We start from the raw sequence: 13015 nt of genomic DNA on the forward strand, positions 1-13015 counted from the left end.
CGCCGCCCGGTCCTGCTCCGGCAAGCGGCTTCTTATGCGAAAAACAAATACGCATGGTCAAAAAGCTTCGTTCACACGCCCATGCCCCGCCAGTAAGGTAATCCCACTGATGACTTCCTTACAGAAATAACCATGATCAAGAAAAAACTGCTGGTCCTGCTCGCCGCCACCGCCCTGCTGCAACCGGCCTTTGCTGCCGACATCAACCTGCTGAACGTGTCCTACGACCCGACCCGCGAACTGTACCAGGACGTGAACGCCGCTTTTGCCAAGTCGTGGAAAGCGAAAAGCGGCGACAACGTCAAGATCAAGCAGTCGCACGGCGGCTCGGGCAAGCAGGCGCGCTCGGTGATCGACGGCCTGGAAGCGGACGTGGTCACCCTGGCCCTCGGCTACGACATCGACGCCCTGACCGACAAGAACCTGCTGCGCAAGGATTGGCAGACCCGCCTGCCGCACAACGCCTCGCCTTACACCTCGACCATCGTGCTGCTGGTGCGCAAGGGGAATCCGAAAGGGATCAAGGACTGGAACGACCTGGTCAAGCCGGGCGTGGCCGTCATCACCCCGAATCCGAAGACCTCGGGCGGCGCGCGCTGGAACCACCTGGCCGCCTGGGGCTATGCCCTGCGCCAGCCGGGCGGCAACGAAGCCAAGGCCAAGGACTTCCTGACCAAACTGTATAAAAACGTGCCGGTGCTCGACTCCGGCGCGCGCGGCGCCACCACCACCTTCGTCGAGCGCGGCATCGGCGACGTGCTGATCGCCTGGGAGAACGAAGCCTACCTGGCGGTCAAGGAACTCGGCCCGGACAAGTTCGACATCATCACCCCATCGGTCAGCATCCTGGCCGAGCCGCCGGTGGCGATTGTCGACAAGTTCGCCGACAAGCACGGCACCCGCAAGGTGGCCGAGGCTTACCTGAACTTCCTCTACACCGACGAAGCGCAGGCCATCATCGCCCAGAACTACTACCGCCCGGCCACGCCGAAAGCGGCCCAGCAGTACGCGAAGAACTTCCCGCAGGTGAAGCTGTTCACCATCGGCGACGTGGCAGGCAACTGGGCGAATGCGCAGAAGACCCACTTCGCGGACGGCGGCATCTTCGACCAGATCTACCAGCCGAAATAATTACCGGCTCGATCCGGCATCAGCGGGGGAACCGGGCGATAATCATGCGATTGTCGCCCGGAGCATGACCGCCATGTACATCCCCGCCCATTTCGCCGAATCCCGCCCCGAGGTCTTGCACGACCTGATACGCCGGCATCCGCTCGGCATGCTGGTCACGCATGGCGCGGCGGGACTCGACGCGAATCACATCCCCTTCGAACTCGATGCGGCATCCGGCAGCCTGGGCACGCTCGCCGGCCACGTGGCGCGCGCCAATCCTATCTGGCAGCAGCTGCGCGATGGCGACGAGGTGATGGTGGTCTTCCGCGCAGCCGACGCCTATATCTCCCCGAACTGGTACCCCTCGAAGCACGAACAGCACCGGCAGGTGCCGACCTGGAACTACATGGTGGCGCATGCGCACGGGCGCGTGCGGATCGTCGACGACGAGCGCTTCGTGCGCGGCATTGTCGGACGCCTGACGAAGACGCATGAAGCCTCGCAAGCGGTTCCGTGGAAGATGGCGGACAGCCCGCGCGAATTCATCGACGGGCTATTGCAGGCGATCGTCGGCATCGAGATCGAGATCACGCGGCTGGAGGGCAAATCAAAGCTCAGCCAGAACAAGGAGGCGCGCGACCTGCGCGGGGCAATCGAGGGACTCGCGGCAGTGGGCCGGAACGATGTCGCCGAGGCGATGCAGACAGCCACACCGTACGAGCCCTGACGCGCGCCTGAATTGGCGCGCTGAATGCGTTACACGGCTCCGGATGTTGCGGTGCCGGGTACAGTGCTGTGCGCAGCGCTTTTTGCAGTTTTATCAACGCGCGCCAGTGCCGTGGCCACGAGTTCTCGCACGTCCGGGACCAGTTCCTCCCATCCGACCTCCTGCAAATGCCGTTCGAGCGGCGCGACTTCCTCGGGAAGCAGCACCACGCCGATCAATGCTGCAACCGCCACCTCTTCCGCATCAAATTCCTTCAGCCGGACATAGTGCTCGGCCAGCGTGTTCAACTTCGGGATGATCTCGGCCGGTGGGCGCGGCACGCGCACGCGCGGCGCTTCCTTCCTGAGCAGCTTGACGGGAATCGACGCAGCAGCCTCGTTGCGCAGCAGACCGACAGCCTGCGCGAGCAAGTCGGCCACGTCCTCGCACGTGGCTTCATCGACGCCATCGCCGATCGACACTTCCACGCGGTCGAGATTGTCGGGACGCGTGACATATTCCCAGGCCCTGAAACACTGGCCGCGCAAGTAAAAGCTGAGCTGGCGATCCGGATACTCGGAATAGTGAAACGGATGCGGGACCAGCGCGCTGCACGCGGCAAGATTATGGATGAGGTCACGGCCGACCGGATTCAGGCTTTCCGATTCCCGCAGGCTTGTCGGCAAGCGCAATGCATCGAATACCTGTTCCGTACACGGCGCCTCGATGAAACCCATCTGCATCCTGTCCGCAGTCGTATCAGTGCTTCTCGTTGTTTAGCGCCTGCAGCAGCTTGAACGCCTCGTGCTGGATGGCCGGCTCCGCCGCTGCCAGCTCCTGGCTCGCCTGGACATACGCCGCGCGCTTGCGCTCTTTCTTTTCTTCCGGCGACACGGCGCCCGACATCCCAGGCATCACGATTTGCGGGCCGCTGTTGTACTTCTGGTGAATGACCTTCTTGCCGTATGGAGTGCCGTAGAAACGGGTCATCTCGGTGGCGGTATCGAGCGAAATGACGCGCGTCAGCGATGGCGCCAGGCGCCGATGCACCTCGGCCGGCGGCATGTTGTCGAGCTTCGCGTTCACGGCCTTGCGCTGCGCTTCGGTCGGGAAGCGGGTGCGGGCGGCGACGGCGCGCAGTTCGTACTCGACGTGCATCACGCCGAGCAGGTTTTGCACTGCCTGGACGTGCGCGGTACTGGCCGCTGCGGCCTTGGGCGCCGGCGCCGCGGTCGCGGAAAATGCGGGTGCGGCGACAAGGATGGACAGGCCGAGCACGGCGTAAGCGAACTTCATGTATTTCCCTTCAGGTGAGCGTGGCATGGCGTCGAAGAAAACGCGCAAGGAGTATAAACCGCCGGCTAACCCGGAAATCTCGCCAATTGTTGCAGGCGGCCCTGGTGTCGAAAAAACTGACAGCACAGTTAGATCGGTAGTTAACCCCTGCGTCACAGGGTAGTGCGCTACCCGACCCCACCCGCGGCGCCATCGGCAACCACCCGGTCGCGCCCGCCACGCTTGGCCTCATACAGCGCCCGGTCCGCCGCCGCGATCAGGGCAGCGGCATCGCTCAGGCGCGCCTTGTCGAAGCTCGCCACGCCGATGCTCAGCGTCACCACCGGCCGCACCGCCGCCGGCGCCTGCTCCAGCGCCAACGCCGCCACCTGCGCACGGATCGCATTCGCGTGCGCGCAGGCCTGTTCCAGCGTGGTATCCGGCAGGATCGCCGCGAACTCCTCGCCGCCGTAGCGCGCCGCCACATCGGCCGGGCGTTTCAGCATGGCCGCCAGCGCCTGCGCCACCGCCGTCAAACAGGCGTCGCCCTGCTGGTGGCCGAAGTGGTCGTTGTAGGCCTTGAAGGAATCGATGTCCATCATCAGCAATGACAAGGGGCTGCCGGTGCGCCCGGCGCGGCGCAGCTCGCGGTCGAGGGCGACGTCGAAGTAGCGGCGGTTGGCAATCCCGGTCAGGCCATCGGCATACGAACGCGCGCGCAGCGTTTCGGCGTGCTCGCGCAGCTGGCGTTCGCGGTCGACCGTGCCGCTAACGTCGCGCACTTCGATCAGGCAGTAGCGTTCACCATCCTCGGTGAACGGCGTCACCGACACCGCCTGCTCGATGCGCGCGCCGTCGAAGCTGCCCGCCTCGCGCAGCGGAAACGGCGCCGGCGCCTGGCCCTGCGGCAGGTTCGCCGCCACGCCCGCGCCCAGCGCCGCCAGCACCGCCGTCTCCACGCGCGCGCCGCGCAGCTCCGGGAAGACCTCGAACAGCGAACGCCCCTGTACGCGCGTGGCGGCATAGCCCGAGCGCGCCGCCATCCAGCGGTTCCACAGCACGATGCCGTGCGCGCCGTCGAGCACCACCAGGCCGCAGTTGACGAGGTCGAGGGTACGCGGCAGCAGGCTGGTTGGAGAGATCGTGGCGCTCACGGGCAGGTTCGGGGATGCGGGACCGGCGATGATAGCGGAAAAGCATGCCCCTGCGCAGGGGCAGGTGCTACTTTGCCGCGCGCATGCGGGCCCGGTCGAGCGGCAAATCGCGCACGCGCACGCCGGCCGCCTGCGCCACCGCGTTCGCCAGCGCCGCCGCCGCCGGCCCCTGCGCCGCCTCGCCGGTGCCGAGAAAAGGCTGGCCAGGGCGGTCGATCAGGTGCACCTCCAGGCTGTGCGGCACCTGGTTGAAGCGCAGGATGGGATACGAGGCCCAGTCGACGGTCTGCACCTGGCGCTCGTCGAAGCGCACCTGCTCCAATAACGTCCAGCTGGCCGACTGGATGATGCCGCCCTCGATCTGGTTCCGTACGCCGTCGGGATTCACGACTTCGCCGCAGTCGACCGCCGCCACCGCGCGCAGGATGCGCACGAAGCCGGTCTCGCGCGCAACCTCCACTTCCAGCGCCAGCGCGCAGTACGCCGCCAGGTTCTTGTAACGCGCAAAGGCGAAGCCGCGGCCGCGGCGCGAGCCAGGCCGGTAGGCGTTCCAGCCGAACTTGTCGGCGGCCAGCTTGACCACGTCGATGGCGCGCGGATCGTCCAGGTGGCGCAGGCGGAAGGCGACCGGGTCGGCATTCGCCGCCAGGGCCAGTTCGTCCATGAAGCTCTCGATGGCGAATACATTGCAGTAGGCGCCGAGCGAACGCAGGGCCGAGGTGCGCAGCGGCGCGTTCTGCTGGAAGCGGTGGGTCACGCGCGCGTTCGGCAGCACGTAATACGGAATCGCGTTGCGGTCGCCGCCGCCCTCGGGCTGGGGAATCGGCTTGCCCGGCGGCGGCGTGAATGCCCTGGCCAGGTGGGTTGCCGCCAGCAGGTTGCCAGCCTTGCCCGGCCGGTTGTTGTGCGAGGGGCTGGTGACCGCATACTCCCAGTCGGCGATGCGCCCGTCGGCGCCGAGCGTGGCGCGCGCATCGACCAGCATGGCCGGGCCGAAGGGTTCCCAGGCGTGTACTTCCTCGCGCATCCATTGCATCCGCACCGGGCGGCCCGGATAGCTGCGCGCCAGCAGCGCGGCGTCGGCGGCGACGTCGTCGGCCGCGTTGTGCCCGTAGCAGCCCGATCCCTCGACGTGGATGCAGCGGATGGTTTCCTTGTCCACGCCCAGCAGCTCGGCCAGCGCTTCGCGCAGCGGGTAGACGCCCTGCGAATGGGTCCACACGGTGTACCGTCCGTCGATCAGCTGGGCCACGGCGCACGACGGGCCGACTGAGGCATGCAGTTGCCAGGGCCGTGTATAGCTGGCACTGACGGTACGCCCACCGGCCCCGGCCGAGCCGCGTTCCAGGATAGGCATGTCTTCGGCAGGCCGCGCCCGCACGTCCGCCGGCACATTCTTCGTTCCGGGCAGCGAGGCGGGTACGTCCCAGCGCGTCGTGCGGGCCAGCATGGTGGCTGCCTTCACGGCGCGGTATTCGCCTTCGGCGATGACCGCCAGAAAGCGTCCGTCGCGCACGACTTTCAAGACACCGGGCTGGCGCGCCACGCCCGCCGTATCGACGGACACCAGTTGCGCCGCCTGCGAAGGCGGACGCACCACGCGCGCATGCACCATGCCGGGCAGGCGCAGGTCCTGCACGTAGGCGCTGCCGCCGCTGACCTTGGCCGGAATGTCGGTTCGGCGCAGCGGCTTGCCGGAAACCGTGTGCGCGGCACGCGGGCGCAGCGGCGCCTTGCCGTCGGCGCGCAGGTGCAGCTGGCGGCCGGCCAGCAGTTCGCCGTACATCACGCGGCGTCCGCCCGGCGCCTCGAACACGCCGTCGCGCAGGGTCAAGGCGCCCTCGGCGACCTGGAAGCGCTGCGCCGCCATCCCGGCCAGGATGAAGCGCACCTGGGCGGCGGCGTGGCGCAGCGCGGTGCCGCTGTCCTGCATCGAGTGGCTGCCGGCGGTATAACCTTCGTTCGGAGTGCGCGCGGTGTCGGCGGTGACCAGGCGGATGCGGCCCGGGTTCACCTGCAATTCCTCGGCCGCCACCTGCAGCAGGGCCGTCTTGATGCCCTGCCCCAGTTCGGCCTTGCCGGTGAAGACGGTGACGGCGTTGTTCGCCTCGATGCGGATCCAGGCGTCGAGCCAGGGTTCCTTTTCCAGGCTGCCGGGCAGCCCGCCTTCCTTGCCCTTGGCGCCGCCCTCGCCCTGCGACCAGGCCGGCGCCAGCGAGAACGCCAGGGTCAGGGAGCCGGCGGCAGCAAACAAGCGGCGCCGGCCCGGGTTCGGCAAGGGCGCGTTCACGAACGGCCTCCGGCCGGCTGCCTGCTCAAGCTATTCGCCGCGCGCCGCACGGCACGCAGGATGCGCATGTGGGTACCGCAGCGGCAGAGATTCGGCATCATGTGGCCGCGAATTTGTTCGTCGGTCGGGTTCGGATTCCTGTCGAGCAGGGCTTGCGCGCGCATGATCATGCCGGCGATGCAGTAGCCGCACTGGGCTGCCTGCTCGTCGATGAAGGCCTGCTGCAGCACACCGGGCTTGTCCACCGTGCCCAGTCCTTCCACGGTGCGCACCGGCCGCGCACCCACGACCGATACCGGCACGATGCAGGACATCACCGGTGCGCCGTCGAGCATCACGGTGCAGGCGCCGCACTGGCCCAGGCCGCAGCCGAACTTGGCCCCATTCAGTTGCAGGTCGTCGCGCAGCACGTAGAGCAAGGGTGTATCGGCGTCGGTGTCGACGCGGTGCCGTTTGCCGTTGACCTGGAGTTCGTAGTTCATTGCTTGCCTTTCCGGACCTGTTTCTCGAGCTCGGGCCAGACCGGCTGGCCAGCGCCATAGCGGCGCAGGTAGGCCGCCAGCGCGACCGTCTGTTCGTCGGTGAGGATGGCGCCGAAGCCGGGCATCCAGCGCGCCGGTTCGCCGTCGGGCGGGGCGATGCCGTCGCGCACCAGGTGGATCAGGCTGCGCGGGTCGGGGTCGTACAGCGCCACCGCCTGCTGCAGCTGCAGCGCCGTGCCCGAACTCTCGGTGCGGCCGGCGTCGTGGCAGCGCGCGCAGGCGTTGACGTACACCTGGTGGCCGAGCTGCATGCGCGCCAGGTCGGAGTCGTCCGGCTTTGGCGGCGGCAAACTGCCGGGGCGGCGTGCCGGGGTGTCGCGCGCCGGGGCCTGGGCCAGGTAGCTGTGGATGTAGGTGGCCAGCGCCTCGACGTCGGCCGGGTCGGCCTGGCGCAAATTCTCGACCACGCCCTGCATCGGCCCGCCCGCGGCCGCGTGGCCGGGTGCGATGCCGGTGCGCAGGTAGGCCGCCAGGTGATCGCGCGACCAGGGCAGTGGCGATGGGGACTTCGCATTCAGCGCCGGCACGTACCAGTCCTCGGCCTCGCCGCCATCGAAGAAGCGCTTGTCGTCCGGCCCGCCCAGGCGGGTGCGCGGCGTGTGGCAGGCGCTGCAATGCGCCAGGGCGTCGGCCACGTAGGCGCCGCGGTTCCATTCGGCCGACTGCTTCGGGTCGAGGCGGACCGGTTCGTCGCTGAGATACAGGATGTTCCAGAAGCCGACCAGCGGACGCAAGCCGAACGGGAAAGTCATCTCGTTTTTCCGCGCCGGGGCATCCAGCGGCGGGCGCGTCATGAAGTAGGCGTACAGGGCGCGCACGTCGTCCTGCTCCAGGCGCGCATAGTGATTGTAGGGGAAGGCCGGATACAGCAGATGGCCGTCGCGCGACACGCCCTCGCGCATGGCGCGCGTAAACGCTTCTTCGCTCCAGCCGCCGATGCCGGTGCGGGCGTCGGGCGTGATGTTGGTGCTGTAGACGGTGCCGAAGGGCGTCTCGATGGGAAAGCCGCCGGCAAAGGGCCGCGCCGGGTCGACCGTATGACAGGCGGCGCAGGTGCCGAGCGCCGCCACGCGCGCGCCGCGTTCCACCAGGCCGGGCTCGAAGCGCGGGACGGCCTCGATCGGCGCCAGCGCCGGGCGCCACATGATGGCCACGGCCACAATGCCCAGCAAGGCGGCGGCCAAGGATAGCCAACCCAGCCAGCGCCGGGTATGCCCGCGGCGCCGCCGGCGCCCAGCCTGTTCCATCTCCGCTCCTGGTTCTCCTGTATTCTTGACATGCATTGTCGAGCGCCCCGCCACGGCCGGTCTGTTCGCTCGCGCACGATCCGGTCTTGCCTCCTGCCGATCGAACCCCATCTGATCGCTATGAACGACCGCCCTCCTCTCGACAATTTGCGGCACGACTTCCACCCGGCCGTCAGCGCCTGGTTCGACGCCAGCTTTCCGGCCGCCACCGAGGCGCAGCTGCGCGCCTGGCCGGCGATCCAGGCTGGCCGTGCCACGCTGGTGGCGGCGCCCACCGGCTCCGGCAAGACCCTGACCGCATTCCTGGCGTCGATCGACGCCCTGGTGCGCGAGGGCGCCGTGGCGCCGCTGCCGGACGAAACGCGGGTGCTGTACGTGTCGCCGCTCAAGGCCTTGTCGAACGATATCCGCGTCAACCTGGAAGGGCCGCTGGCCGGCATCGGCGCCCAGCTCGACGCCATGAACCTGCCGCCGCACGGCATCCGCAGCGCGGTGCGCACCGGCGACACCACCACCGCCGAGCGCAACGCCATGCGCCGGCGCCCGCCGCACATCCTGGTGTCGACGCCCGAGTCGCTGTATGTGCTGCTCGGTTCCGATAGCGGACGCGCCATGCTGCAGACCGCGCGCACCGTGATCGTCGACGAAATCCATGCCGTGGCCGGCAGCAAGCGCGGCAGCCACCTGGCGCTCAGCCTGGAGCGCCTCGATGCCCTGTGCGCGCAGGGCGGGCGTCCGCCGCCGGTGCGCATCGGCCTGTCGGCCACCCAGAAGCCGATTTCCGCCGTGGCCGATTTCCTGGTCGGGCGCGCCGGCGGGCCCTGCGCCGTGGTCGACGTCGGCCACGTGCGGGCGCGCGACCTGGGCCTGGAACTGCCGCCGGTGCCGCTCGAAGCGGTGATGCCGAACGAAGTCTGGGAGCGCGTCTACGACCGCATGGCCGAACTGGTGGTGCTGCACCGGACCACGCTGATCTTCGTGAATACGCGGCGCATGGCCGAGCGCCTGGCGCGCCACCTGGGCGAGCGCCTCGGCGCCGGCCACGTGGCCGCCCACCACGGCAGCCTGGCCAAGGAATACCGGCTGGACGCCGAGCAGCGCCTCAAGCGCGGCGAACTGCAGGCGCTGATCGCGACCGCCTCGCTGGAGCTGGGCATCGACATCGGCGACGTCGACCTGGTCTGCCAGGTCGGCTCGCCACGCAATATCGCCGCCTTCCTGCAGCGCGTGGGCCGTTCCGGGCATTTTGTCGGCGGCACGCCCAAGGGCCGGCTGTTCCCGACCTCGCGCGACGACCTGGTCGAATGCGCGGCCCTGCTCGACTGCGTGCGGCGCGGCGAGCTCGACGTGCTGCGCATTCCGCAGGCGCCGCTCGACGTGCTGGCCCAGCAGATCGTGGCCGAAGTGGCCTGCCAGGAGTGGAGCGAGGATGCCCTGTTCGACCTGGTGCGCCAGGCCCAGCCCTATGCGGAGCTGGCGCGCGAAAAATACGACGCTCTGCTGCGCATGCTGGCCGAAGGCTACACCACGCGCGCCGGCGTGCGCGGCGCCTACATCCACCGCGATGCCGCCACCCGGTCGCTGCGCGGGCGGCGCGGCGGCAAGCTGGCCGCCGTCACCTCGGGCGGCACCATCCCCGAGAATGCCGACTACACGGTGCTGCTGGAGCCGCAAGGGCTGTCGGTCGGCACCGTCAACGAGGACTTCGCGGTCGAAAGCCTGGCCGGCGACGTCTTCCAGCTCGGGAACACCTCCTACCGCATCATGAACATCGAATCGGGCCGCGTGCGCGTGGAAGACGCGCACGGCGCGGCGCCGAACATCCCGTTCTGGCATGGCGAGGCGCCGGGGCGCAGCGACGAACTGTCGCACGGCGTGGCGCGCCTGCGCGCGGAGGTCGAGCGCCAGCTGGCCGGGCCGCCTGACAGTAAGCGCATGGACGCGCCGGCGGACAATGGCGCCGCACTCGAGCGCGCCGCCGACTGGCTGGGCGAACACCTGGGCCTGAAGGAAGACGCGGCCGGCCAGATCGTCGACTACCTGGCCCGCGCCCGCGCGGCGCTGGGCGCGCTGCCGACCCAGGACACGCTGGTGATGGAGCGCTTCTTCGACGAATCCGGCGGCATGCAGCTGGTGATCCACACGCCCTTCGGCAGCCGCATCAACCGCGCCTGGGGCCTAGCGCTACGCAAGCGCTTCTGCCGCAGCTTCAATTTCGAGCTGCAGGCGGCGGCCACCGAGGACGCGATCATCCTCTCGCTGTCGACCAGCCACAGCTTCCCGCTCGACGAAGTCTGGCGCTACCTGCGCGCCGCCAGCGCCGAACCGATCCTGGTCCAGGCCCTGCTGGATGCGCCCCTGTTCAATGTGCGCTGGCGCTGGAACGCCACCACCGCCCTGGCCCTGCCGCGCTTTGCCGGCGGGCGCAAGGTGGCGCCGCAACTGCAGCGCATGAAGAGCGACGACCTGCTGGCCACCATCTTCCCCGACGGCGCTGCCTGCCTGGAAAACATCGCCGGCGACCGCGAACTGCCGGACCACCCGCTGGTCGACCAGACCCTCGACGATTGCCTGCACGAGGCCATGGACAGCGAAGGCTGGCTGGCCCTGCTGCGGCGCATGGAGAGCGGCGAGGTGCGCCTGCTGGCGCGCGATTTGCCGGCGCCCTCGCCGCTGGCGGCCGAGATCCTGAATGCCCGCCCCTACGCTTTTCTCGACGACGCGCCGCTCGAAGAACGCCGCACCCAGGCCGTGCTGAACCGGCGCTGGAGCGACCCGGCCTCGCCGGACGACATGGGCGCGCTCGACCTGGAGGCGATCGCCGCCGTGGCCGAGGAAGCCTGGCCGCGCGCGCGCAACAGCGACGAGGTGCAGGAAGCGCTGGTGGCCCTGGCCTGCATCACCCAGGAGGAAGCGGCGCGCCAGGCGCAGGCAGATGAAAATTGGCCGGGCTGGCTGGCTGAACTCGCGACGGCAGGCCGCGTGACGCGCATGCGCGGTGCGGGCGGCATCGATTTCTGGGTGGCCCTCGAGCGGCTCGATTGCCTGCAGGCCGCCTATCCCGATACCGCCATCGAACCGCCATTGACCGTGCCCGCCAGCCACCGCGGCAACGACGGCGAACCCTGGACGCGTGACGCGGCGCTGGTCGAAGTGGTGCGTGCGCGCCTGTCCGGAAGCGGACCGCAGCCGCTGGCCGCGATTGCCGCCAGCCTGGTCCTGCCAGTGAGCACCGTCGCCATTGCCCTCGGGCAGCTGGAAAGCGAAGGCTATGTCATGCGCGGGCGCTTCACGCCGGGCGCGGACGAGGAAGAATGGTGCGAGCGCCACCTGCTGGCGCGCATCCACCGCTACACGATCCGGCGCCTGCGGCGCGAGATCGAGCCGGTCGAGCTGCAGGACTTCATGCGCTTCCTGTTCGACTGGCAGCACCTGACGCCCGAGACGCAATGGCAGGGCCAGGACGCGCTGCCCCAGCTGCTGTCCCTGCTGGAAGGCTACGAGGCGCCCGCCGGCTCCTGGGAACCGGATTTGCTGGCGCTGCGCCTGCCGGATTATTCGATCCTGTGGCTGGACGACCTGTGCCGCGCCGGCAAGACCGTCTGGACCCGCATCGACGCGCCGCGCTCGGCCGCCGGAGGTCCGGTGCGCACGACGCCCATCGTGCTGCTGCCGCGGCGCCAGAGCGCGCTCTGGCATGGCATCCCGCAGCCGGACGGGCCGCCCGCGGTGTCGCCGCGCGCCGCCCTGGTACTCGACGCGCTGCGCCGCCACGGCGCCATGTTCTTCGACGAACTGCAGTTCGAGGTGCGCATGCTGCCGGTGGAACTGGAAAACGCGCTCGGCGAACTGGTCACCACCGGCCTCTTGAATGCCGACAGCTTCGCCGGCATGCGCGCCATGCTGCTCCCTTCGAGCAAGCGCGCCAGCAACGACCGCAAGCGCCGCCGCGGCGCCGGCCCGACCATGGAAGAAGCCGGGCGCTGGGCCCTGGTGCGGCGTGCCGAAGCGCAGGCGCCGCTCGATGCCGGTACGCCGCCACGCCGGCGCCGGCTGGCCCCGGAAACCCTGGAGCACGTGGCGCTGACCCTGCTGCGCCGCTATGGCGTGATGTTCTGGCGCCTGCTCGACCGCGAAGCAGGCTGGCTGCCGTCGTGGCGCGAGCTGCTGCCGGTGTACCACCGCCTCGAAGCGCGCGGCGAGATCCGCGGCGGGCGCTTCGTGGCCGGCTTCTCGGGCGAACAGTTCGCGCTGCCTGAGGCGATCGCCCAGCTGCGCGAGGTGCGGCGCCGCCCGCACGACGGCGCACTGGTCACCCTGTCCGGCGTCGATCCGCTGAACCTGGGCGGCATCCTGCTGCCGGGCGACAAGGTGCCGGCCCTGGGCGCGAACCGTATCCTGTTCCGCGACGGCTTGCCGGTGGCCTCGATCGTCGGCGCCAAGATCGTCTACCCGACGCCTCCCGGCGCCGACCGCGATTTGTTCCACGCGCACCTGGTCGGGCGGCGCTGACAGCGGCCGGCGGTGCGTTGTGGCGCAGCCACTCGGCAGCTGGCGTTCGCGACATTTTTGCTGGACAAAAGCCGCCGGGAAGCGAACTCTCCCATGCCGCTGGCATACTCGCTTGACCGGATGCCAGCGCGCCGCATGCAATGCGAACTCGGCGTGCCGCCTGCTGTCGAACCGGT

9 protein-coding genes are annotated in these 13015 nt (G+C 69.2%); 3 read left to right on the forward strand and 6 right to left on the reverse strand.

Annotated elements, in window-relative coordinates; translation table 11 throughout:
• Positions 1–132 precede the first annotated feature (132 nt).
• Both ACWYRN_RS22850 and ACWYRN_RS22855 read left to right on the forward strand, forming a co-directional pair.
• Positions 133–1131, forward strand: a complete 999-nt coding sequence (locus ACWYRN_RS22850; RefSeq protein WP_488690084.1) for a sulfate ABC transporter substrate-binding protein — start codon at positions 133–135, stop codon at positions 1129–1131.
• A 73-nt stretch (positions 1132–1204) separates the two neighbouring features.
• Positions 1205–1840, forward strand: coding sequence for an FMN-binding negative transcriptional regulator (locus tag ACWYRN_RS22855; protein WP_488690086.1), 636 nt, complete (start codon positions 1205–1207; stop codon positions 1838–1840).
• A gap of 29 nt (positions 1841–1869) precedes the next feature.
• Here ACWYRN_RS22855 and ACWYRN_RS22860 read toward each other — a convergent pair whose 3' ends face one another.
• The 6 genes from ACWYRN_RS22860 to ACWYRN_RS22885 form a co-directional block, all read right to left on the reverse strand.
• Positions 1870–2556, reverse strand: coding sequence for a hypothetical protein (locus ACWYRN_RS22860; RefSeq protein WP_488690087.1), 687 nt, complete (start codon positions 2554–2556; stop codon positions 1870–1872).
• Between the two features lie 22 nt (positions 2557–2578).
• Positions 2579–3115, reverse strand: a complete 537-nt coding sequence (locus tag ACWYRN_RS22865) for a hypothetical protein (protein WP_488690088.1) — start codon at positions 3113–3115, stop codon at positions 2579–2581.
• Positions 3116–3282: 167 nt separating this feature from the next.
• Positions 3283–4248, reverse strand: a complete 966-nt coding sequence (locus ACWYRN_RS22870) for a diguanylate cyclase (protein WP_488690090.1) — start codon at positions 4246–4248, stop codon at positions 3283–3285.
• Positions 4249–4315: 67 nt separating this feature from the next.
• Positions 4316–6538 (reverse strand): xanthine dehydrogenase family protein molybdopterin-binding subunit, encoded by a 2223-nt coding sequence (locus tag ACWYRN_RS22875; RefSeq protein WP_488690091.1) that lies wholly within the window; start codon positions 6536–6538, stop codon positions 4316–4318.
• Positions 6535–7020: a (2Fe-2S)-binding protein gene (locus ACWYRN_RS22880; RefSeq protein ID WP_488690092.1), complete on the reverse strand. Its 486-nt coding sequence runs from the start codon at positions 7018–7020 to the stop codon at positions 6535–6537. The genes ACWYRN_RS22875 and ACWYRN_RS22880 overlap by 4 nt, the downstream gene beginning before the upstream one ends.
• Positions 7017–8327, reverse strand: a complete 1311-nt coding sequence (locus tag ACWYRN_RS22885) for a c-type cytochrome (protein ID WP_488690093.1) — start codon at positions 8325–8327, stop codon at positions 7017–7019. The genes ACWYRN_RS22880 and ACWYRN_RS22885 overlap by 4 nt, the downstream gene beginning before the upstream one ends.
• A gap of 120 nt (positions 8328–8447) precedes the next feature.
• Here ACWYRN_RS22885 and ACWYRN_RS22890 point away from each other — a divergent pair, with 120 nt between their 5' ends.
• Positions 8448–12839 (forward strand): Lhr family helicase, encoded by a 4392-nt coding sequence (locus tag ACWYRN_RS22890; RefSeq protein WP_488690094.1) that lies wholly within the window; start codon positions 8448–8450, stop codon positions 12837–12839.
• The last annotated feature ends 176 nt before the right edge of the window (positions 12840–13015 follow it).

This window comes from Massilia sp. BAP21, from assembly GCF_057801335.1.